Here is a 20761-nt window from a genome sequence, read left to right on the forward strand (position 1 = left end):
ATGCTCCCCCGCTGATCCCGCCGCCCCCGCTGGTCGAGACCCAGTCACCCCGCTGGTCGAGCCGCGAGCGCCAGCGAGCGTGTCGAGACCAACACGGTCCGTTCGAGCGTTCCTGGTGACCGTGTTGGTCTCGACACGGATCGCTCGTACCTCACGATTCCGGCTCGACCAGCGGTAGCGGGTGTCAGCGGCAGAAGGCGTAGACGACGAGGCCGTGGTCCTCGCCGGAGAAGACCTGGTCGAGGGCCTTGCCGGTGAGGTGGGCGTCGACGTAGCGCGGGGCGGGGCCGGTGGCGACGATGGCGTGGGCGGGGAGCCTGCCGGTCATGTCGCGCGGGGCCTCGGCGCTCCAGCAGTCGTGTTTCTGGATGAGGGCGGCGGGGCTGCCGGGGGCGAGCGGGCGGTCGGCCTCGGGGGTGGAGCCGAGCTGGGCCAGCGCTACGACGATGGCCGATGCGTACATCGCCCAGATGCCGAGCGCCATGAAGCCCTTACGTCCGAGGAAGGCTCTCACACCTGGGCAACGCCGCAGGGGGCTCCGGGGTTACGGAAGGCCGGCGTCGTGGTCGTGGATCCAGGCGAGATGGCGGTCGTACGCATCGGGTGACCTGAGCCGCTTGTTGCGGGCCTGGGCGCGCGGGCCGTCGGGGAGGTGGAGGACGTCGGCGGCTGCCAGCGAGGCGACCTGGATCCGGCGGGTGCGGTCGCGGCGGCGTACCTCGTACGTCGCGAGGGCGCGGTCCGTGTCGTCGTCGGTGGCGAGGCAGTCGGCGAGGACGATCGCGTCCTCGATCGCCTGGGCGGCACCTTGGCCGTGGTGGGGCGGCATCAGGTGGGCGGCGTCGCCGAGCAGTGTGACGCGGCCGCGTGACCAGCTGGCCAGGGGCGGCCGGTGGAAGAGGCCCCAGCGCTCCGAGCACGGTGCCGCGGAGATCATCTGGACCACGGCCGGATGCCAGCCGGCACAGGCATGCACGTGCTCGTCCGGGTCGGCCGGCCAGGACCACGAGTCCGGTGCCCACGGGCCGACCTGCCGTTTGACCAGCAGGAACGCGTGGCCGCCCTTGCCGACCGGATGATGCATCAGGTGGCCGTCGGCGCCCGTCCACAGCTGCACGCGACCGGGGTCGGGGAGCAGGGTGAGCTGCGAGCGCGGGACGATCCCGCGCCAGGCGATGCAGCCGGAGAACTGGGCGTCGTCGTAGCCGACGACGTGCTCGCGCAGCACCGACCCGGCGCCGTCGGCGCCGATGACCAGGTCGGCCTCGACCGACTCGCCGTCGGCGAACTCCAGGGTCACGGGTCCGGCGCCGGAGTCGGTGAGCTCGACCAGACGGTGGCCGAGGTGGAGCCCGTCGGTGCCGAACGCACGGGTCAGGAGCGCCTGCAGGTCGGCGTGACCCATGCCGTAGCACGGCGCCCCGGCGCGGTCCGCGTACGCCGCGGCGGAGAGCACCCGTCCGATCGCGGCGCCGGTGTGGCCGTCGCGCCAGACCAGGCCGTCGACGGTCGCCGCCGCTTCGCCGAGGTCCGGCTCGAGACCGATGCGCTCCAAGAGCCTGGTCGCGTTGGCGGGGAGCAGCACGGCGTCGCCGGCCGGGAGCGGATCGGTCGCGGACTCGTACACCTCGACCTCGATGCCCCGGCGGCGCAGCCCGACGGCGAGGGTCAGGCCGCCGAGGCCGGCCCCGATGATCGCGACCCGCCGCACACGACGATCCCTGCGTAAAGCTGCCCGAGCCATCCGGCTGACCGACATCGCACGCTCCTTGGGGAGGTTACGTTCGAAACGTACCTCAGGGGCGTGTGTGCTCGTGGACGGTTACGGCAACGTCATTTGACGTCGAGGATCTGCGACTTGCCGATGTCGCTGGTCTCGATGGGGCCGAGACCGAGGAGGTCCAGGGCCAGGTTGCCGAGGTCGGCGTTGCGTACGGGCTGAGGGCCCTCGTAGTCGGGGCGGCCCTTCCCGGGGTCGCGGTAGTCGTCGGCGTTGAGCTCGTAGAGGTCCGTGCCGGCGCCGGCGTCCGGCCCCCAGACGATGAACGGGATCCGGTAGTTCTCGTAGACCTTCTCGGAGTGGTTGGTGATGCCCGGCTTGAAGCCGTGGTCGGCGGTGAGGATGACGTCGAGATCCTTCGTCAGCCCGGGATCGGCGTCGATGACGTCGAGGAACTCACCGACCTGGGCGTCGGACTCCTCCACGGCATCGAGGTAGTCCGGCGACATCCCGCCGGAGGCGTGCCCGGCGACGTCGGGAAGCGAGAGATGTACGAAGGTGAGGTCGCGCTGCTCGTCGGCCAGGTCCTTCGCGGTCTCCGGGACCAGCTCGTCGTGGTCGTCCACGGCTTCGAAGACGTCGATGTCGTTCTTCCAGGCCCGCTCCCACAGCTCGAACTTCTGCTTGGTCACGAAGACGCCCGTGCTGAGCCCGGCCTCGTGAGCGACGGTGAACACCGAGTCCTCGTCCGGGTCGATCGACTTCGACGGGTCGCCGACGTTCCAGGTGACCCCGTGGCCGCCGTCGTCGGCGTTGATCGGGTCGCTGGTGACCATGCCGGTGTGGTTGGGGAGGGTGATGTTCTTCTCGTAGGCCGTGCGGGCGTTGAGCGTCGAGGCGCCCTCGTCGATCAGCCGGTGGATGTTGGGCGTCTTCGCCGGCCCGAGCTTCGCCAGCGCATCCGGGTTGAGCCCGTCGAGCGAGATCGCGAGCACCTTCCGGTCGACCTGGGTGGCCTCGCGCTCCGCCGGGTCGCCACCGTCACCACCGTCACCGCCGCCGCCGTTCCGGTCGGGTAGCGCGGTGAACGCCACGACGAGCACGACGACGACGAAGATGCCGAGGGAGACGAGAGGGAAGAGGCGACGCACCGGCACACCCTAAGTGAACCCGATGGCACCCCGGGCGAACGCTCAGCGAATGTCTAGTGACTGAGTTGAGTTCAGCGTGCTGCCGGGGATCGGGCCCAGGCCGAGCAGGTCCAGAGCCAGGTTGCCGAGGTCGCCGTTGCGGATCGGCTGCTTGCCGGCGTACGTCGGCCGGGTCGTCCCCGGCGCGCGGTAGTCGGGGTTGAGCCGGTAGAGCGAGGCGCCGCGGGTGACCCCTGGACCCCACACGACGAACGGGATCCGGTAGTTGGCGTAGCTGGGGGCGCTGTGGTCCCTGGCGGCGGCCTTGAAGCCGTGGTCGGCGGTGAGGATGACGTACGTCGACCGCTTGAGCGTCGCGGAGGAGTCGATCGCCTTCAGCAGCCTGCCGATGCGGGCGTCGGTGCGGATCACCGAGGCGCGGTAGGCCGCGCTCATCCCGCTGTCGCGGTGGCCGTAGTGGTCGGGGGAGCCGAGGTGGACGAAGGTGAAGGCGCGCTTCTTGTCCGCCAGGTCGCGGGCTGCTCGGTCGGCCAGGTCGGTGTCGCCGTCGACCACGAACCGGTCGATCGAGGGCCAGGAGCGGTCGAAGAGGCCGAACTTCGACTTCGAGGCGAACAGGGCGCTGCTCCGGCCGGCCCGCGCGACCTGGCTGAAGACCGACGAGACCGGATGCCCGGCGGCCTCCTGCACCGTCATCCACGACCGGTCCTCGTTCCAGGTGACCCCGTGGCCGTGGGCGGACCGGGTGATCCGGCGGCTGGTGACCATCGAGGTGTGGTTGGGCAGGGTGACGTTCTGCTCGTACTCGCTGCGCGCCTCGCGGGTCGAGGCGCCGCCCCGCATCAGCCGGTAGATGTGGGGCAGGTGGCCCGGGCCGAGCTTCTCGATCGCGGTCACGCTGAGACCGTCGACGGAGATCGCCAGCACCCGCTTCGTGCTGGCCGCCTGCGCGGGGCGTCCGGGCAGATCGACGACCGCGAATGTGACGCCTATCAGGGCGATCAGGACCACCAGCAGCAGCGACCGCCGAGAAATCGTCATAACCAGACGTTAACAACACTGATCCGGCCCGCTCATGAACGTGAGATGGATCTCGGGTATGTCTCGAGTGACCCCCAGCACTGCGAAGGTGCGCTGTTTGGGCCTAGCCTTGACGATCGTGCAGTCCGTCTCATCCCTCGGCTCGATCTCGCCCGTGGGTTCAGCCCAGCCCGACCGCGACGCCCCGATCGGGATCTTCGACTCGGGCTTCGGCGGTCTCACCGTGGCACGGTCGGTGATCGACCAGCTCGCCCACGAGTCGATCCTGTACGTCGGCGACACCGCCCGTGCCCCCTATGGGCCCAAGCCGATCGCCGAGGTCCGCGAGTACGCCCTGGAGTGCCTCGACCATCTCGTCGCGCAGGGCGTCAAGGCGCTGGTCATCGCCTGCAACTCGGCCTCGGCCGCGATGCTGCGCGACGCCCGGGAGCGCTACAAGCCCCTTCCGGTCGTCGAGGTCATCCTGCCCGCGACCCGGCGCGCCGTCGCGGCGTCCCGCACCGGCAGTATCGGGGTCATCTGCACCCATGCGACGGCCGAGTCGATGGCCTACGACGACGCCTTCGCCGCGGCTCCCCACGTCTCGCTGCACACCCGGGCGTGCCCCCAGTTCGTCCCGTTCGTCGAGGCCGGCATCACCGGCGGCGACGAGCTCCTGGCCGCCGCACACGAATATCTGGACCCGCTGACCAGTGCCGGGGTCGACACGCTGATCCTCGGGTGCACCCACTATCCGCTCCTGACTGGTGTGATCTCCTATGTGATGGGCGACAACGTGACGCTGGTCAGCAGTGCCGAGGAGTCGGCGAAGGACGTCTACCGCGTCCTCGCCGAGCACGACCTGATGCGCGAGAGCGGCGAGCCGACCTACACCTTCCTCACCACCGGCAACCCGGCAGAGTTCAAGGCGATCGGCGCCCGGTTCCTCGGACCTGAGCTCGCGGCCGCCCAGCAGTTCGCCGGAGGGCTGGCCTCTGGAGGTCGGGGATGACGTCCGGGATGCGGCTGACCGTCATCGGATGCTCGGGCTCCTATCCCGGGCCCGACAGTCCGGCGTCCTGCTACCTCGTCGAGGCCGACGACGAGGCCGGACGTACGTGGCGGATCGTGCTCGACATGGGCAACGGCGCGCTCGGGGTCCTGCAGCGCCACATCGACCCGCTGCTGATCGACGCGGTCCTGCTCTCGCACCTGCACGCCGACCACTGCGTCGACATGACCTCCTACTACGTGCTCCGCAAGTGGCACCCGACCGGCCCGCAGCCGCCGATCCCCGTCTACGGCCCCAAGGGCACCGGCCGGCGCCTGGCGAAGGCCTACGACCTGCCCAAACGCCCCGGGATGCGCGAGGAGTTCGCGTTCTCGACCTACACCGGGCCGATCAACCTCGGCCCGTTCGTGATCACCCCGACGGCCGTGGAGCATCCGGTCGATGCGTACGGGCTCCGGATCGAGGCGCACGGCAAGGTCATCGCCTACAGCGGGGACACCGCCGAGACCGAGGCGCTGCTCGACATCGCCACCGACGCCGACCTGTTCGTCTGCGAGGCAGCCTTCCGCGACGGCGTCGACAACCCGCCCGGGGTGCACATCACCGGCGTCCACGCCGGGGAGTACGCCACCAAGGCGCATGTGAAGAAGCTGGTCGTCACCCACGTCCCGCCGTGGCACGACTCCGCCGATGCCCTCCGCGAGGCGCGCTCGGCGTACGACGGCCCGACCGAGCTGGCGGCCACGGGCGCTGTCTACACGGTCTGATATCCCGCTGGTCGAGCCGCGAGCGAAGCGAGCGTGTCGAGACCAACACGGTTCTTTCGAGCGCCGACGGGACCGTGTTGGTCTCGACACGCCTCCGCCTAGCGGCTCCGGCGGCTCGACCCACCCGGGGGTCAGACCAGCCCGGCGTCGTGGACGGTGATCGCGATCTGCACGCGGTTGGTGGCGCCGAGCTTGTCGAAGAGGCGCGAGACGTGCGCCTTGACGGTCGGGATCGAGAGGTAGAGCTCCTTGGCGATCTCGGCGTTGCTCAGCCCGCGCCCGACCGCGAGAGCGACCTCGTGCTCGCGCTCGGTGAGCGCCTCGAGACGGCGGTTGGCGGCGGCGGCGCGGTCGCCGGTCGGCTCGGCGCGGAGCCGGGAGATCAGGGTGCGGGTGGCCTTGGGGGAGAGGATCGGCTCGCCGGAGGCGACCGTGCGGATCGCCGCGACGATCTCGGGCGGGGGCGTGTCCTTGAGCAGGAACCCGTCGGCGCCGGCACCGAGCGCGTCGACGACGTACTCGTCGGCGCCGAAGGTGGTCAGCACGATGACTCGTGGCTTCTGTGGCTCGGTCATCAAGCGCCGGGTCGCCTCGAGCCCGTTGATCCGGGGCATCCGGATGTCCATCAGCACCACGTCGGGGGCGGACGTACGCACCAGAGCGAGCGCCTCCTGACCGTCGGTGGCCTCGCCGACGACCTCGATGTCGGCCTGACCGCCGAGCATCAGCCCGAGGGCAGAACGCACCAGCGGATCGTCGTCGACGATCCCCACCTTGATCTTGACCGGACTCTCGGGGCTGGTCTCTGAACTGGTCCCTGGGCTGCTCACTGGCCCCACGGTAGCCATGCTTCGAGAATGAAGACATCCTTTTCCGTGCGGTGCGCGAGGCGTCCGCCCGCGAGATCGACGCGCTCGGTGAGCCCGACGAGGCCCAGCCCGGAACCGGGTGTGTTGGAGTCGAAGCCGAGCCGGTTGCGCAGCACCACGTCGATCCCGTGCTCCTCGGAGCCCTGCAGCGCGACCTGGAGGGCCGCCCCGGGCGCGTGCTTGCGGGCGTTGGTGATGCCCTCCTGCACGACCCGGTAGATCGACCGCCCGACCGCCTCCGGCGGCGAGCCGTCGACGTCGTCATCGAAGGTGATGTTCATGCCGCCCGCGCGGGCCTCCTCGATGAGACGTCCGAGGTCGGCGTACGTCGGCTGGGGCGCGGTCTCGGGATCCTCGCCGTTGCCGCGCAGCACGCCCAGGACGGTGCGGAGGTCGTCGAGCGCCCGGTGGGCGCCGTCGCGGATGGTGCCGACCTCGCCCCGGACCTGTTCGGCGGAGAGGTCCTCGCGGTAGGCGAGCGCGCCGGCCTGCATGGAGATGTGGGAGATGCGGTGGGCGAGCACGTCGTGCATCTCGCGGGCGATCCGCCGGCGCTCGGTCTCGCGGGCCTGGGAGATGCGCAGCGCCTGCTCGGCCTCGGCGGTCTCGGCGCGGAGCCGGAGCGTCGCGATCAGCTCGCGCCGAGAGCCGATGTACATGCCCCAGGCGACCATCGCGGCGACGACCACCACGTTGACGCCGAGGTTGAAGCCCCACAACGGGATGCCGGGGATCTCCTGCGCCGTGGCGGTCTCCATCACCGCGAACCAGAACATGCCTGCGGCACAGCTGAGCAGGGAGATCGGGATGATCTCGCGCCAGCGGCGCCGGGTCGCCAGCGAGACCAGAGCGAGGGAGGAGGCCCCGGCGGAAAGGATCGAGAGCCCTCCGGCGGCCGTGGTGAAGGTGGCGATCGCCACCGGCCAGCGGCGGCGCCAGAAGACCAGGACCAAGGAGAGGACGCCGAGGCCGAGATCGAGCGCGAAGCGCCACTGCGGCCATCCGTCGGTGCTGGAGATCAACCCGACGGCGCTGATCCCCAGGGCGAGGAGATACCGCCACACGTGCCCCCACAGGCTCAGGCGTGGCTGATAGTCCTCGGGCGACGGTTGCTGCACGGCGTACACGCTAGTCAACCGGGGTCGGGGACACAGGATCCCGCAGTCGTGCCCGGCCCCATACTTTCGTCGGGTTGCAGGTCATCCGTATGTCCGATGCAGTTCGGGCCGGATGCACGGCAGGATGTACGGCATGATCAAAGTCGAAGGACTGACGAGGGTCTATGGGACCTTCACCGCGGTCGACGACGTGTCGTTCACCGCCGAGGCCGGCAAAGTCACCGGCTTCCTCGGCCCGAACGGTGCGGGCAAGTCGACCTCCATGCGCATCATGGTCGGACTGACCAACCCCACCAAGGGTCGGGCAACGATCAACGGCAGCCTCTATGCCGACCTCCCCAACCCGGGCCGCCATGTCGGCGTCCTGCTCGACGCCAGCGCCCAGCACGACGGCCGCACCGGCCGCGAGGTGCTCACGCTCGCCGCGATGACGATGGGCCTGCCCAAGTCGCGCGTCGACGAGATGCTCGAGCTGGTCTCGCTGACGCCGTCGGAGGCGAAGCGCCGGATCAAGAACTACTCCCTGGGCATGAAGCAGCGTCTCGGCATCGCGCACGCGCTGATCGGTGACCCGAAGGTGCTGATCCTGGACGAGCCGGCCAACGGCCTGGACCCGGCGGGTATCCGCTGGATGCGTGGCCTGCTGAAGGAGTACGCCGACCGCGGCGGCACCGTCCTGCTCTCCTCCCACCTGCTGCACGAGGTCGAGCAGATCGCCGACGAGCTGATCCTCATCGGGAACGGCCGCATCGTGGCCGAGGGCACCAAGGACAGCATCCTGGCCAGCCAGGGCACCGCCGGCCAGTCGCTGGTCACGTCCCTGGACAACGAGGCGCTCACCGTCGCGCTCAAGGCCAAGGGCTACAGCGTCGAGCCGATCGGCACCGGCATGCGCGTCTCGGCCGCACCGGCCGAGGTGGGCAAGGCCGCCCTGGAGTCCAACGTGATCCTCACCGACCTGCGTGACGGCGGCGCCGGGCTCGAGGACATCTTCCTGCAGCTCACCGCCGAGACCCAGCGCGAGAGCGTTGCCCCGATCCAGTCCGAAGGAGTCTCCGCATGAGCGCCGTATCCGTCGCGCCCTCGACCCCGTTGCCGTCGGCCACCAAGGTTCCGTTCGGCCGCCTGGTGCTGGTCGAGTGGCGCAAGATGACCGACACCCGTGCCGGCCGGGTCATGCTGATCATCACCGGTGGGCTGATCGCCCTGGTCGCGGGGATCATCCTGCTCGTCACGGCGCTGTCGGACATGTCCGCGCTGCCCGCATCCACCTGGATGAGCGCCCTCTCGTTCCCGGTCTCGCTCCTGGTGCCGGTGCTGGCGATCATGATCGTGACCCAGGAGTGGGGTCAGCGCACCCACATGGTCACCTTCACCCTCGAGCCCAGCCGGCTCAAGGTCGTCTTCGCGAAGCTCCTCGCGGTCTTCGTGCTCGGCGTCGTGACCATGGCCATCGCGGTCGGCATCGGTGCGATCGGGACGGTCGCGGGAGCGGCGATCGCCGGATCGGACGCGAACTGGAACGTGACCGGTGAGGCGCTCGCCTGGACCTTGGCGACGCAGGTTCTCTACCTGCTCATGGGCTTCGGGTTCGCGATGCTGCTGCTCAACACTCCGGCCGCGCTGGTCATCTACTACGGCTACACGCTGATCCTGGAGGCGTCCGTCTTCAGCGCCCTCTACTTCGTCTTCGACTGGGCGCAGAACGTCTTCCCCTGGATCTCGATGCAGGTCGCGATGATGCCGTTCGTCGCGGGCAACGAGATGCAGGCGTCGGGAGTCGCCGTCGAGGACGGCGCGCTCGGGATCGCCCGACTGGTCACCTCGATCGCGCTGTGGGTCGGTCTGCCGCTGGTGTTCGGCACCATGCGGGTCCTGAAGTCCGAGCTGAAGTAGTTCATCGGACTGTTCGCGACACGACACGCGGGGGTGGGTGCTTCGGCACCCACCCCCGTCACCGTTGTCGGACGTGGGCACCTACCTGCGTTACGCGGCGCTGGGCGACAGCGCCACCGTTGGGCTCGGCGACCCGGTCATCGAGGGTTGGCGAGGATGGGCTCGGCTTCTCGCCGAGGCTCTGGGACAGACGTACTACATCTCTTATCGCAACACCGCAGTCATCGGTGCGACCTCGACCGTGGTGGTCGAGCAGCAGCTCGCCGACGCGGTGGCGCACCGGCCGGACGTGGCCTCGTTGATCGTCGGGGTCAACGACGTGATGCGCTCGACCTGGGACGTGGCCCGGCTGCGGGACGACCTGATGACCTGCGCCGACGCGCTCGCGGGCCAGGGCGCGCTGCTGATGACGGCGCGCTTCCACGACCACTCGGTGATGTGGCCGATGCCGGGCTGGATGAAGCGGTCGATCCAGCGGCGTACGGCCGATCTCAACGCCATCTGGGACGAGGTCCATGCCACCTACGGCGGCCTTCGGCTGGACCTGGGTGCGGTTCCCGACCTGCACGAGCGGAGGTTCTGGGCCGCCGACCGGCTGCATCCCTCCGAGCTGGGCCACCGACGGATGGCCCGTGCGTTCGGCGAGCAGCTCGTGACGTACGGCTTCTCCTTCGAGCTGCCCTCGCTGGAGCCGTCAGGCGGGTTGCCGACCACCTGGCGGCAGGACCTGGCCTGGATGGCGGGCGAGGGAGTGCCGTGGATGGGGCGGCGGGCACGGGATCTGGGGCCGTGGGTCGTACGCCGGGCGTGGGCACGGGAGAGCGTTGCATAGGGTGGTCCCGTGACCACACGAGCTGACGGGCGCGCCGACGACGAGCTGCGCCCCATCAAGATCACCCGCAACTGGCTCGACCACGCGGCCGGTTCCGTCCTCATCGAGTTCGGCAAGACCCGCGTCCTGTGCGCCGCCTCGGCCTCCGAGGGCGTGCCGCGCTGGCGCAAGGGCTCCGGGCTGGGCTGGGTGACGGCGGAGTACGCCATGCTGCCCGCCTCCACCCACGAGCGCTCCTCGCGCGAGTCGGTGAAGGGCAGGATCGGCGGACGTACGCACGAGATCTCTCGCCTGGTCGGGCGCTCGCTGCGCGCCGTCATCGACTACAAGGCGCTCGGCGAGAACACCATCAACATCGACTGCGACGTGCTGCAGGCCGATGGTGGCACCCGCACGGCGGCGATCACCGGCGCCTACGTCGCGCTGGCCGACGCGGTCGCCTCGCTGGGTGTCTCCAAGGCGCTGACCGGCTCAGTCGCCGCGATCTCGGTCGGCATCATCGACGGCGTGCCGCGCCTCGACCTGCCCTACGAGGAGGACGTCCGCGCCGAGACCGACATGAACATCGTGATGACCGGCGAGGGCAAGTTCGTCGAGGTGCAGGGCACCGCCGAGGGCGTCGCCTTCGACCGCGCCGAGCTCGACGCTCTGCTGGCGCTGGGCGAGAAGGGCTGCGCCGACCTGACCAAGCTGCAGGAGTCCGCACTTGCCGGCTGAGCCGAGGAACGAGCCCAGCATCCACGTCGCCTCGCGCAACGCCAAGAAGCTGGGGGAGATGTTCCGGATCCTCTCGCCACTGGTGCCCGGGGTCTCGGTCGTCGGCCTCGACGACGTCACCCACTACGACGAGCCGGTCGAGGACGCGCCTGACTTCGAGGGCAATGCGCTGATCAAGGCCAGGGCCGGGTTCAGGGCCACCGGGCTGCCGACCGTCGCCGACGACTCAGGGCTCTGCGTCGACGCGCTCAACGGCATGCCCGGGGTGCTCTCGGCGCGCTGGGGCGGCCCGCCCAAGTCGGACGAGCGCAACAACGAGCTGCTGCTCGCCCAGCTCTCCGACGTCCCCGACGAGCGCCGTGGTGCCCACTTCGCCTGCGCGATCGCCTTCGTCTGGTCCGGCGGCGAGATCGTCGTCGAGGGCCGCATGGACGGACGGGTCCTCCGCGAGGTCCGAGGTGAGGGCGGGTTCGGCTACGACGTCCTGTTCGTCGCGGTCGACACCGAGGACGGGCGTACGTCCGCGGAGCTGTCGATCGAGGAGAAGGACGCGATCTCCCACCGCGGCCGCGCGCTGCGCGAGATCGCTCCGCAGATCGCCTCAGTGCTCGGCTGATCGTGGGCGGTTGACCGAGGTAGCTCGGCCGGGTGGGGTGGATGCTCACCGAGGTAACTCGGCCGGGGCTCACTGCCGTCGTGGAACTCCACGAAGGCAGTCGATGCTCACCGAGGTAACTCGGTCAGCATCCGCGCGCCGTCGCGCCGCAGTTCACTAACCTCGGCGCGTGGCCACCTTCGACGAACAGCACCGCCAGCGTGATCATCAGGTCCGGTTCGACTGGGGCCCGGTGGGCGCCGAGGCGATCGGGCCCGCGGACATCGCCGTCGTGGTCGACGTGCTCTCGTTCACCACGACATTGACGGTCGCCGTCGAGCGCGGGGTCGAGGTGTTCCCGTTCCGGTGGCGGGACGAACGGGCGGAGGCGTACGCACGCGAGCACGACGCCGTCCTCGCGGTGCAGCGTCAGGATGCGGCCCCGGGCCGGCCCTCCCTCTCGCCCGCGTCGCTGAGTCAGGCCGACGGCGTCCGGCGCTTGGTCCTGCCCTCGCCCAACGGCTCGACGATCAGCACCCTGCTCGCGGACGGCGGTGCCACCGTGGTCGGTGCCTCGCTCCGCAACCGCACCGCGGTCGCGGAATGGCTCGCTCCTCGCTGCGCCGAGGGTGCGAGCGTCGCCTTCATCGCGTCGGGGGAGCGTTGGCCGGACGGCACGCTCCGCACTGCGGTCGAGGACCTCTGGGGCGCCGGGGCGGTCCTGGCGGCTCTCTACCGCACCGGCTGCGACGACGTCTCGCCCGAGGCCGCGATGGCGCGTGACGCGTTCCGCGCGGCGGATCTTCCGGGCGTACTCCATGCCTGCGCCGGTGGCCGGGAGCTGATCGCCAAGGGCTACGTCGAGGATGTGGTCGTGGCCGCCGAGATGGACGGCTCGTCGGTGGTGCCACTCCTGCGTGGCCGGTCGTTCGGAGCGGCCGGAGACCGGCTCACCGATCCGTGCTGAGCCTGCTCTCCAGGCCGATCTGCCAGTCGAAGAGCCCCGTTCCACGAGCAGGCTGAGCAGGTCCACGGCGGGAGTCTAGGCAGCGCTCGACGAACCCGCCCCCGAATTCTTCGCGCGCTCCGCTGTGCTCGCGGTGATCACTGGAGGGCAGCGGTCAGGCGCAGCACGTTGTCGACGTACGCCGCGATCTTGGGCCGCGCGAGCCACTCCTCGAGCAGCAGCTCGCGCGCGATGGCCCGGTAGCTGTCCTCAACCTTCCGCAGCTGTGCGACCGGGTCGCCGTCGAAGAGCATCAGCGAGATCTCGTAGTTGAGGGCGAAGGAGCGCATGTCCATGTTGCTCGAGCCGAGCACGGCGACCTCGTCGTCGATGCTGAAGTGCTTGGAGTGCAGGACGGCGGGCTTGGGGTAGAGGTAGATGCGGACCCCGGCCTCCAGCAGCGCCTCGTAGTAGGAGCGCTGGGCGTGGTAGACCATGAACTGGTCCTTGCCCTCGCTGACGAACAGCTCCACCGCGACGCCTCTCCGGGCGGCGGTGGTGACGGCGTAGAGGAGCGACTCGTCGGGCACGAAGTAGGGGCTGGTGATCGAGATCCGTTCCTTGGCCGCGTAGATCAGCGAGGTGAAGGCGCGCAGGTTGTTCTCGGCGTCGACGCCCGGCCCGCTCGGCACGATCTGGCCGGTGACGTCGCCGGCCGCCGCCCCCGAGACCCAGACCGAGGAGGAGACGGCGAGCTCGGTCCTGAGCAGCTCGCCGGTCTCGGTGTTCCAGTCGCTGGCGAACACGACGTTGAGCGCGGAGACCAGCGGACCCTCGATACGGGCGTTCAGCTCGACCCACTCGCGGCCGGCCCTGTGGTTCTTCGGCTTGTCGTAGCCGGGCTCGATGAGGTTCTGCGAGCCGGTGAAGGCGACCCGGCCGTCGACGACCAGGAGCTTGCGGTGGTTGCGCAGGTCTGGGCGGCGGATCTGGCCCCGCAGGGGGTTGATCGGCAGCAGCGGGTGCCACTCGATGTCGGAGGCGTTGAGCCGCTTGACGAGCTGGCGCCAGATCGGGATGCCGCGCGAGCCCAGGTGGTCGAGGAGGAGCCGGACGCTCACACCGCGCGCCGCGGCCCGGTCGAGGGCGTCGAAGAACGGCTCGGTCACGTGGTCGCACGCGGTGATGTAGAACTGGACGTGCACGTGGTGCTCGGCCCGGTCCACCGCCGCGGTCATCGCCTCGACCGAGCCGTGGTAGTCGGCGATGAGCTCGACCCGGTTTCCCGGTGTGGCCGGCAGCGAGCCGAGCCGCTCGTTGAGCTCGATCGTGGTCGCGTCGACCGGTGAGATCGACTTCGGGTGCGGTGGTCGCGGCAGCCCGCTGACGTAGCGGGTGACCTCCTCGTTGAGCGTCCGCTGCCGCTCGTGACGGCGCCGGTCGAGCCGCGTCTGCCCGAGCAGCAGGTAGCCGATGAGGCCGACTCCCGGGATCAGGAAGATCGCCAGCAGCCACGCCATCGCGCTGCCCGGGCGCCGGTTCTTCGGCACGACGCCGAGCGCGATGACCTTGACGAGCAGGTCGATGATGTAGATCGAGGTCCCCACGACCCCAGCCGCTGTCATGCGCATCAGCATGCACCACCGCCACTCGTGTGGGAATCTTCTGACATGGTCCGTCTCTTCCCCGCCGCCCGCCGAGCCATCGCTGCCGAGGAGGCCTCGCCGCCGGTATGGGAGGTCGACGTCGCCGCCCAACGGGAGCAGGCCCGCAGCCTGGCGGCGGCCGAGGCGAAGGAGGCGGTCGCGGAGGTCAGCGGGATCGACGCCGACGGGGTTCCGTGCCGGCTCTACACCCCCGAGGACGTACGCGAGGGGGTGATCGTCCACCTCCACGGCGGTGGCTTCGTCTTCAACGACGTCGAGGTCCACGACGCCGCGTGCCGGCGGCTGGCCAACCGGAGCGGGCTGCGGGTGCTGTCGGTCGACTACCGCCGGCCTCCGGAGCACCCCTATCCCGCGGCTCCCGACGACGTCGACACGGTCGTCAAGTGGTTGGGCAACGACCCGCTGCTGAGCACGTTGCCGGCGTACGTCCACGGCGACAGCGCCGGCGGCAACCTCGCCCTCGTCGCGGCGCTGCGCAACCCGGGAGTCTTCGGCGCGATGGTGCTGGTCTACCCGTTCCTCGACCCGTCGATGAACACCCCGGGCTACGCGATGGAGGACGGCTGGAGCGAGGAGGCGGCGTGGTACTGGAGGCAGTACGCCGCGACCGAGGCCGATCTCCGCAACCCCGACCTCGGCCCCTACCTCGCCTCGGACGAGGAGCTGCGCAGCCTGCCGCCGACGCTGATCGTCAGCGCGGAGGGCGACATCCTCACCGACGAGAACGAGGACTTCGCGCTCCGGCTGGCCGACCTCGGTGTCGAGGTGGTCGCCTTCCGTGCCGTCGGCCAGATCCACGGCTTCTGGCGCCACGGCCAGACCTTCCCGGCCGCGGAGTCGGTGATGGCGATGACCGCAGCCTTCGTGAACCAGCGCCGCGCGCAGGGCCGCCCGTGACGGAGCCCTACGACGTCACCGAGACCAGGGCCGCCTACGACACGGTCTCCAAGGCCTACGCCGAGATCGTCGACCCGACGATCACCGAGACCTCGTTCGACGCCGGTGTTCTCGACACCTTCGTCACCTACGTACGCAAGGACGGCGGCGGGCTCGTCGGCGACATCGGCTGCGGGCCCGGGCGGGTGACGGCCTATCTGGCCGAGCGGGGGATCGACGTCTTCGGGGTCGACCTGTCGACCGGGATGATCGCGCAGGCCAAGGAGCGGCATCCGACGCTCCGGTTCGAGGTCGGCGACATGGCCCGTCTTCCGCTCCGCGACGGTGAGCTCGCCGGCGTGCTGGCCTGGTACTCCCTCATCCACACACCGCCTTCGCGCCGTCCGGAGGTCGTCGCCGAGCTCGCCCGCGTGACCCGCCGCGGCGGCCGGTTCGTGACCGCGTTCCAGGTAGGGGACGAGCACGTACGCCACATCGGCGCCTACGGCCACGACGTCACCTTCGACGGCTACCGGCTTCCGGTCGAGCCGACCAGCGCACTGCTCGAGGAGGCGGGTTTCGAGGTCACCGGGACCGTGGTGCGCTCCGCGGAGAACTGGGAGCGGACGCCGCAGGCGTATCTCGTCGCGCGCCGTCGGTGAGGCCGATAGGTTGCGCTCATGACGCAGCAGCCCTACCACGTCCCCCGCTTCTTCCTTCGCCAGAAGGTGACGCCCTTCGCCAACAAGTACGTCGCCCAGGCCGCCGACGCCGACGGCTCGGAGGGGCAGGTGCTCGCTTTCGCCCAGCAGAAGCGGCTGGCGTTCAAGGAGCAGGTGACGTTCTACGCCGACGAGTCGAAGTCGCAGGCCGTCTTCGCGTTCAAGGCGCGTGCGGTGATGGACCTCAACGCGGGCTACGACGTCACCGACCCGAGCGGTGCGGCGCTGGGCTTCTTCCGCAAGGACTTCGGTAAGAGCCTGCTGCGCTCGACCTTCCAGGTCGAGGGCCCCGGCTACACCGGCACCGGTCAGGAGCGCAACCAGGTGGTGGCCATCCTGCGCCGCTTCACCGAGCTCGACTTCCTCCCGATCCACTTCGACTACGTGTCCTCCGAGGGCCGGCCGCTGCTCTCGATCGAGCGCCGCTTCGCCTTCCGCGACAAGTACACGGTCACCGTCCACGACCCACGCGTCGACTTCCGGGTCGCGGCTGCCCTCGCGGTCGCGATGGACGCGCTGATGCAGCGCTAGACCCGTCTGCCGGTGGTCGAGCTTGTCGAGACCCCCTCCGCGGCCTCCAGGTGCGGGCGGACCAGCTCCAGCAGCCGCTGGTGGGTGGCCGCGTCGGCTGCGGCGATCATCCCGCGGCCGGTGTGGATCGGGTTGCCCTCGAGGTCGGTGACGACGCAGCCGGCGGCCTGGCACAGCGCGATCCCGGCGGTGAAGTGGACGCTTCCCTCTAGGTGGCCGTCGGTGACGTACGCCGCCCGCCGACCGGCCGCGACCCAGGCGACCGCGAGGGTGGAGGACATCACGCGTGGGCCGAAGTGGGCTCGCAGGCGCGGGTCTGCGACGAGCTGCCCGCCGACGAACGGCCGTTCGAGCGGGCCGTCGCACTGGATGTCGACCAGGCGCGTGCGCGGGGTCGGGGTGAGGACCGTGTCGCCGCCGCCCCGGCGCAACCAGGCGGAGGTGGTCGAGCTTGTTGATATCCCGTCGGTCCAGAAGATCTCCTCGCTGATCGGGTCCGCCGAGACGGCCGCCTGGACACCCTGGGGTGTCACCAGCGAGACGTTCACCGCGGCGAGCGGCGTCTGGGCGGCGTAGTTGAGGGTCCCGCAGAGCGGGTCGACCAGCCATCTCCGCTCGCTGTCGCCGCTGCTCCCGGTCTCCTCGCCCTCGAAGGCGTCCTCGGGCCGGTACGTCTCGATCGTCTCCCGGATCGCCTTCTCCGAGGCGATGTCCGCCTCCGTCGCGAAGTCGGTCGGGGACTTGTCGAAGTGGCTCAGATCGGTGCCGTACATCTCTCGCACCACCGCCGCCCCGGCCGTCGCCGCCGCGATCGCGACGGCGTGGTCCGGGAACGCCGCCCGGAACGCGTCGATCGCCGGATCCTGTCGTTGTTCTGGCTCGTCGCCGATGAAGACCGCCACGACCTCCGCCTCGGGATCCTCGGTCAGCGCCGGGAGAATCTCGTCGCGCCAGCTCCGCAGGTTGGGATGGTCATACTCGACGTACGCCTCCGCGGGCGAAAGCAGCTCGATCGCCCGCTCGAGCTCCTCCTTGGTCATTCTGTACGCCGCGGTGCCGCTCGTGTGTCCGACGACCGTTGCGATCACCACGGCCGGGAGGCGGTGGCCGTAGGCGTTGACCAGGGGGAAGTGCTCTGGGGTGTGGGTCGTCGCTGTCGATGGGCGCAGGCCGACGCCGTGGGCTCGTGGGGGAGTCCAGCCGTCTATGGCCGCTTCGAACCTAGATCTTGCCGCGCGGATCTCGTCCATCGTCTTCCACTGGTCCAGGGTGGGGGAATCTATTGTTCGGTGGTCGAGCTTGTCGAGACCCCCGATGCCCCGGTGGTCGAGCTTGTCGAGACCACCCTGCGCGTAACCGTTCCACGGGGCTGGTCTGGGCCGCCGACCCGTTCTTTGAGGGTCTTCTCGACGGACCCCGGAGTCAAGGACGGCCTGCGGCCGCCGGCTTCGCCGGCCGCTTCGCGGTCCTGGACACCGGCGCCCGTCGAGAAGAAACTTGGCTGGCTATCGGGGCGGCGGCCCGGGTGTGGCGCAGCAGATTCGTTACTGCGAAGGATGGTGTTTCTGGGGGTGGAGGGGTGGCCCTCCGGGCCACTTACCATCCACAGGAGCGAGGGCGTTCGCTCACCGAGAAAACAGGGTTTGAGCAGGGAAAATAGATAGCCATCGGGGTGGTTGAAGCGTAGAGTCAGACCCATCACAACACACCTCTGAGAGAGGCATTCGATGAGTCTCGGCCGCGACATCGACCACTGGGGCACCAACCCCGGCGACGCGATCGACGCTGCCTTGCAGGCCATCGAGACCGCCCTCCAGGAACTCCTCGCCACCGACCCTGTCTACTGGCGCACCAGCCAGAAGAAGGACCTTCTCGAACGTCTCGAGAAACTCCAGGCCCAGCAGGCCGCGTTGAAGCTCCGGGTCCTCGCCACGGCGGGTGACATCGCCGAGGAGACCGGGGCCAAGGACGCCTCCGGGTGGCTGCGGACCGAACTCCTTATCGACAGGGGCGTGGCCCGCTCCCAGCTCAAACTCGCCGCCGTCGTGGCCAAGTACGATCTGGTGGCCGCCGGGCTGGCTGAGGGGGTGGTGTCCCAGGACAAGGCCCAGGTGATCACCCAAGCTCTGGACGCCATCGCGACCGACCCCGCCGTCAGCACCGACGATCTGGCCCACGCCGAAAAGCTGCTGGTCGAGCACGCGACCGAGCTGACCGCGAACCAGCTCAAGATCGCCGGACGCCGGATCCTGGCCAAGATCGACCCCGAACGGTTCGAGCAGGCCGAAGCCAAGGCGCTGCAGAGGGAAGAGGAGCGCGCCGCTCGGCGTACGTTCTTCTCCTCTCGCGACAACGGCGATGGCACCATCGACGTTCACGCCCGGGTCTCCCGTGCGGTCGGGATGCGGTTGCGCACGATCTTGGACTCGCTGGCTCAGCCGCGGAAGCTGACCGTGGAGAACCGGGGCCGCAAGGCCCCCTATGACCGGCTGCTGGGTCAGGCCTTCGCCCGGGTCATCGAGACCTACGACGTCGACCAGCTCCCCAGGCACGGTGGCCATGCGACCACGGTGTTCATCACCATGAGCATCGACCAGCTCCGTGTCGACCTCGGCACCGCTGCGTTGGGGTTCGACGGGGAGCAGGTCACCGCCGCCGAGGCCCGCCGGATGGCCTGCAACGCCGACCTTGTCCCCGTCGTCCTCGGTACCGACTCCGAGATCCTCGACCTCGGCCGCACCGCCCGCCTGGCCCACCCGGTCCAACACCGAGCCCTGCGGCTGCGCGACAAGGGTTGCCAGGCCGAGGACTGCGACGCCCCCGCCGCCTGGACCGAAGCCCACCACCTCAAACCGTGGTCCGAAGGTGGTCGAACGAGTTTGGCGAACATGGTGTTGCTGTGTCCCAGTGATCATCGCCGGATCCACGACCCCAACTACACCTATGAGCGTCTCCCCGATGGGCAGATCCGGTTCACTCGGGGTGCCCGAACCGGCTGACCCCAGCTGCCCCGGCACGCTCGGACCCGGCTGACCCGGGCCCTCGCGTCGCTGTGTCGGTGTTCCTGCGAGCCCGCCGGCGCCGCTCGCTGCTCGGTGTCCTCGCGCACCGTCGTGGCAGTGCCGCTCAGCCCAATAGCCGAGTGGACCTGGGCCATCCGGTGGGCAGGGTTCATTGAGTTAGCGTGCTGGACCTGGCGGTGCCGCTGGTGCGCGGCGCATCGCACGAACCGACCACTCAACTCTCGGCTCGTCTGTCCGGCTCGTCTGTCCGGCTCGTCAGCTAAGACCGGCATGGCCGGCAGCCGGTTGAGGCGGCACCTTCGACCGCACCGAGGTCGGTTCCCGAACCCGCGACTGTGCTTGTGAACCGTTCACAAGGTGTCATCGTCTTGTAAAAGCAACGCGAACACCGCAGCCCCCAGGAAGAACCGCCGACCCTGGATTCCCAAGCCCGTACCCAACCCAAAAACTCCGCGCCAAACCCCGCCGCCGACCCGATAACCAGCCAAAATTCTCGACGGAGCCCGGTGTCCAGGATCGCCGAAGGCGACCGGCGAAGCCGGCGGCCGCAGGCCGTCCTTGACTCCGGGAGCCGTCGAGAACACCCTCCATAACGGGTCGGCGGCCACCAGCCCAACAAGACACCCGCACCCCGCGAAACCCGTCCCACACCAACCCCGCGACCGATCACCCCTGAAGCCAGAGAACACCCTCCGTAACGCGTCGGGGGCCAGGCCCAACAACCAACACCAACCCACCAAATCCGAAGATCCAGCGCAGGTAAGAGAGGATGGACGCATGCGCGTCCACATCGGCTGTGACCACGCCGGTCTCGAACTGAAGTCCCATTTGATCAACCGTCTGACGGAGCTCGGCTACGAGCCTGTCGACCATGGCCCGTTCGTCTACGACGCCCTCGATGACTACCCGGTCTTCTGCATCCGGGCGGCCGAGGGGGTGGTCCGGGACCGGGAGCAGGGGCTGGACAGCCTCGGGGTCGTGATCGGTGGGTCGGGCAACGGTGAGCAGATGGCGGCCAACAAGGTGACCGGGATCCGCTGTGCGCTCGCGTGGAGCGAGGAGACCGCCAAGCTCGCCCGTGACCACAACGATGCCCAGGTGGTCGCGGTGGGCGGCCGGATGCACAGCCTCGAGGACATGACGAAGTTCGTCGAGATCTTCCTGGCCGAGCCGTTCAGCGGGGACGAGCGGCACGTGCGCCGCATCGAGCAGCTCCACGCCTACGACGCGGATGGCGTACGTCCGCCGCTTCCCGACTCGGCCAAGGGCCTGGGGCCTGCCGAGGACCAGGACTGATCC

Annotated in this window: 21 protein-coding genes; 13 read left to right on the forward strand and 8 right to left on the reverse strand. The window is 69.7% G+C overall.

What is annotated here, in order from left to right:
- Positions 1 to 184: 184 nt before the first annotated feature.
- The 4 genes from ABZ796_RS25235 to ABZ796_RS25250 form a co-directional block, all read right to left on the reverse strand.
- Positions 185 to 514, reverse strand: a complete 330-nt coding sequence (locus ABZ796_RS25235) for a hypothetical protein (protein ID WP_357340724.1) — start codon at positions 512 to 514, stop codon at positions 185 to 187.
- Between the two features lie 30 nt (positions 515 to 544).
- Entirely contained in the window at positions 545 to 1711 is a 1167-nt protein-coding gene (locus ABZ796_RS25240) for an FAD-dependent monooxygenase (protein ID WP_357340725.1), read from the reverse strand.
- 122 nt (positions 1712 to 1833) lie between these two features.
- Positions 1834 to 2871 (reverse strand): alkaline phosphatase family protein, encoded by a 1038-nt coding sequence (locus ABZ796_RS25245; protein WP_357340726.1) that lies wholly within the window; start codon positions 2869 to 2871, stop codon positions 1834 to 1836.
- A 42-nt stretch (positions 2872 to 2913) separates the two neighbouring features.
- Positions 2914 to 3912 (reverse strand): alkaline phosphatase family protein, encoded by a 999-nt coding sequence (locus ABZ796_RS25250; RefSeq protein WP_357340727.1) that lies wholly within the window; start codon positions 3910 to 3912, stop codon positions 2914 to 2916.
- 118 nt (positions 3913 to 4030) lie between these two features.
- Here ABZ796_RS25250 and murI point away from each other — a divergent pair, with 118 nt between their 5' ends.
- Both murI and ABZ796_RS25260 read left to right on the forward strand, forming a co-directional pair.
- Positions 4031 to 4903: a glutamate racemase gene (gene murI, locus ABZ796_RS25255; protein WP_357340728.1), complete on the forward strand. Its 873-nt coding sequence runs from the start codon at positions 4031 to 4033 to the stop codon at positions 4901 to 4903.
- The gene (locus ABZ796_RS25260) at positions 4900 to 5670 is read left to right on the forward strand and encodes an MBL fold metallo-hydrolase (RefSeq protein WP_357340729.1); all 771 of its coding nucleotides are present in this window, start codon (positions 4900 to 4902) and stop codon (positions 5668 to 5670) included. The genes murI and ABZ796_RS25260 overlap by 4 nt, the downstream gene beginning before the upstream one ends.
- A 131-nt stretch (positions 5671 to 5801) precedes the next feature.
- On the opposite strand, the gene ABZ796_RS25265 is transcribed toward ABZ796_RS25260, so the two are convergent.
- Both ABZ796_RS25265 and ABZ796_RS25270 read right to left on the reverse strand, forming a co-directional pair.
- The gene (locus ABZ796_RS25265; protein WP_357340730.1) at positions 5802 to 6500 is read right to left on the reverse strand and encodes a response regulator transcription factor; all 699 of its coding nucleotides are present in this window, start codon (positions 6498 to 6500) and stop codon (positions 5802 to 5804) included.
- The gene (locus ABZ796_RS25270) at positions 6497 to 7657 is read right to left on the reverse strand and encodes a histidine kinase (protein WP_357340731.1); all 1161 of its coding nucleotides are present in this window, start codon (positions 7655 to 7657) and stop codon (positions 6497 to 6499) included. Before ABZ796_RS25270 ends, ABZ796_RS25265 begins: the two co-directional genes overlap by 4 nt.
- A gap of 133 nt (positions 7658 to 7790) precedes the next feature.
- On the opposite strand from ABZ796_RS25270, the gene ABZ796_RS25275 reads away from it, so the two are divergent.
- The 6 genes from ABZ796_RS25275 to ABZ796_RS25300 all read left to right on the forward strand — a co-directional run bounded on the left by ABZ796_RS25275 (position 7791) and on the right by ABZ796_RS25300 (position 12664).
- Positions 7791 to 8720: an ATP-binding cassette domain-containing protein gene (locus ABZ796_RS25275; protein ID WP_357340732.1), complete on the forward strand. Its 930-nt coding sequence runs from the start codon at positions 7791 to 7793 to the stop codon at positions 8718 to 8720.
- On the forward strand, positions 8717 to 9553 hold the full coding sequence (locus tag ABZ796_RS25280; RefSeq protein ID WP_357340733.1) for an ABC transporter permease: 837 nt from the start codon (positions 8717 to 8719) through the stop codon (positions 9551 to 9553). Before ABZ796_RS25275 ends, ABZ796_RS25280 begins: the two co-directional genes overlap by 4 nt.
- A 73-nt stretch (positions 9554 to 9626) precedes the next feature.
- Positions 9627 to 10385, forward strand: a complete 759-nt coding sequence (locus tag ABZ796_RS25285; RefSeq protein ID WP_357340734.1) for an SGNH/GDSL hydrolase family protein — start codon at positions 9627 to 9629, stop codon at positions 10383 to 10385.
- 9 nt (positions 10386 to 10394) lie between these two features.
- The gene (gene rph / locus ABZ796_RS25290) at positions 10395 to 11102 is read left to right on the forward strand and encodes a ribonuclease PH (protein WP_357340735.1); all 708 of its coding nucleotides are present in this window, start codon (positions 10395 to 10397) and stop codon (positions 11100 to 11102) included.
- Positions 11092 to 11718 (forward strand): non-canonical purine NTP pyrophosphatase, encoded by a 627-nt coding sequence (locus ABZ796_RS25295; RefSeq protein WP_357340736.1) that lies wholly within the window; start codon positions 11092 to 11094, stop codon positions 11716 to 11718. The genes rph and ABZ796_RS25295 overlap by 11 nt, the downstream gene beginning before the upstream one ends.
- Before the next feature lie 169 nt (positions 11719 to 11887).
- Positions 11888 to 12664: a 2-phosphosulfolactate phosphatase gene (locus ABZ796_RS25300; RefSeq protein ID WP_357340737.1), complete on the forward strand. Its 777-nt coding sequence runs from the start codon at positions 11888 to 11890 to the stop codon at positions 12662 to 12664.
- A 137-nt stretch (positions 12665 to 12801) separates the two neighbouring features.
- Here the strand turns inward: ABZ796_RS25300 and cls are convergent, their stop codons facing one another.
- Positions 12802 to 14268, reverse strand: a complete 1467-nt coding sequence (gene cls, locus ABZ796_RS25305) for a cardiolipin synthase (protein WP_357340738.1) — start codon at positions 14266 to 14268, stop codon at positions 12802 to 12804.
- Positions 14269 to 14313: 45 nt separating this feature from the next.
- On the opposite strand from cls, the gene ABZ796_RS25310 reads away from it, so the two are divergent.
- The 3 genes from ABZ796_RS25310 to ABZ796_RS25320 are packed head-to-tail and all read left to right on the forward strand — an operon-like array spanning position 14314 to position 16439.
- Positions 14314 to 15207 carry an alpha/beta hydrolase gene (locus ABZ796_RS25310; protein ID WP_357340740.1) on the forward strand — a complete coding sequence of 298 codons (894 nt, stop codon included), beginning with the start codon at positions 14314 to 14316 and terminating at the stop codon, positions 15205 to 15207.
- Positions 15204 to 15848 (forward strand): methyltransferase domain-containing protein, encoded by a 645-nt coding sequence (locus ABZ796_RS25315; RefSeq protein WP_357340741.1) that lies wholly within the window; start codon positions 15204 to 15206, stop codon positions 15846 to 15848. The genes ABZ796_RS25310 and ABZ796_RS25315 overlap by 4 nt, the downstream gene beginning before the upstream one ends.
- Before the next feature lie 18 nt (positions 15849 to 15866).
- Complete coding sequence (locus ABZ796_RS25320) at positions 15867 to 16439, forward strand: hypothetical protein (protein WP_357340742.1); 573 nt, start codon at positions 15867 to 15869, stop codon at positions 16437 to 16439.
- On the opposite strand, the gene ABZ796_RS25325 is transcribed toward ABZ796_RS25320, so the two are convergent.
- Positions 16436 to 17479: an inositol monophosphatase family protein gene (locus ABZ796_RS25325; protein ID WP_357340743.1), complete on the reverse strand. Its 1044-nt coding sequence runs from the start codon at positions 17477 to 17479 to the stop codon at positions 16436 to 16438. The genes ABZ796_RS25320 and ABZ796_RS25325 overlap by 4 nt on opposite strands.
- A 687-nt stretch (positions 17480 to 18166) precedes the next feature.
- Here ABZ796_RS25325 and ABZ796_RS25330 point away from each other — a divergent pair.
- Together ABZ796_RS25330 and ABZ796_RS25335 are read left to right on the forward strand one after the other, a co-directional pair.
- On the forward strand, positions 18167 to 19438 hold the full coding sequence (locus tag ABZ796_RS25330) for a DUF222 domain-containing protein (protein WP_357340745.1): 1272 nt from the start codon (positions 18167 to 18169) through the stop codon (positions 19436 to 19438).
- An 801-nt stretch (positions 19439 to 20239) separates the two neighbouring features.
- Entirely contained in the window at positions 20240 to 20758 is a 519-nt protein-coding gene (locus ABZ796_RS25335) for a ribose-5-phosphate isomerase (RefSeq protein ID WP_357340746.1), read from the forward strand.
- Positions 20759 to 20761 lie beyond the last annotated feature (3 nt).

The sequence above is a fragment of the Nocardioides sp. NPDC047086 genome (assembly GCF_040643685.1).
Classification (GTDB): domain Bacteria; phylum Actinomycetota; class Actinomycetes; order Propionibacteriales; family Nocardioidaceae; genus Nocardioides.

What these genes read in the sequence shown, in the direction of transcription:
- ABZ796_RS25250 (WP_357340727.1), bottom strand. Translation starts at nt 3,912, where the DNA reads ATGACGATTTCTCGGCGGTCGCTGCTGCTGGTGGTCCTGATCGCCCTG.
- ABZ796_RS25260 (WP_357340729.1), top strand. Translation starts at nt 4,900, where the DNA reads ATGACGTCCGGGATGCGGCTGACCGTCATCGGATGCTCGGGCTCCTAT.
- ABZ796_RS25275 (WP_357340732.1), top strand. Translation starts at nt 7,791, where the DNA reads ATGATCAAAGTCGAAGGACTGACGAGGGTCTATGGGACCTTCACCGCG.
- ABZ796_RS25280 (WP_357340733.1), top strand. Translation starts at nt 8,717, where the DNA reads ATGAGCGCCGTATCCGTCGCGCCCTCGACCCCGTTGCCGTCGGCCACC.
- cls (WP_357340738.1), bottom strand. Translation starts at nt 14,268, where the DNA reads ATGACAGCGGCTGGGGTCGTGGGGACCTCGATCTACATCATCGACCTG.
- ABZ796_RS25310 (WP_357340740.1), top strand. Translation starts at nt 14,314, where the DNA reads ATGGTCCGTCTCTTCCCCGCCGCCCGCCGAGCCATCGCTGCCGAGGAG.
- ABZ796_RS25320 (WP_357340742.1), top strand. Translation starts at nt 15,867, where the DNA reads ATGACGCAGCAGCCCTACCACGTCCCCCGCTTCTTCCTTCGCCAGAAG.
- ABZ796_RS25325 (WP_357340743.1), bottom strand. Translation starts at nt 17,479, where the DNA reads ATGACCAAGGAGGAGCTCGAGCGGGCGATCGAGCTGCTTTCGCCCGCG.
- ABZ796_RS25330 (WP_357340745.1), top strand. Translation starts at nt 18,167, where the DNA reads ATGAGTCTCGGCCGCGACATCGACCACTGGGGCACCAACCCCGGCGAC.
- ABZ796_RS25335 (WP_357340746.1), top strand. Translation starts at nt 20,240, where the DNA reads ATGCGCGTCCACATCGGCTGTGACCACGCCGGTCTCGAACTGAAGTCC.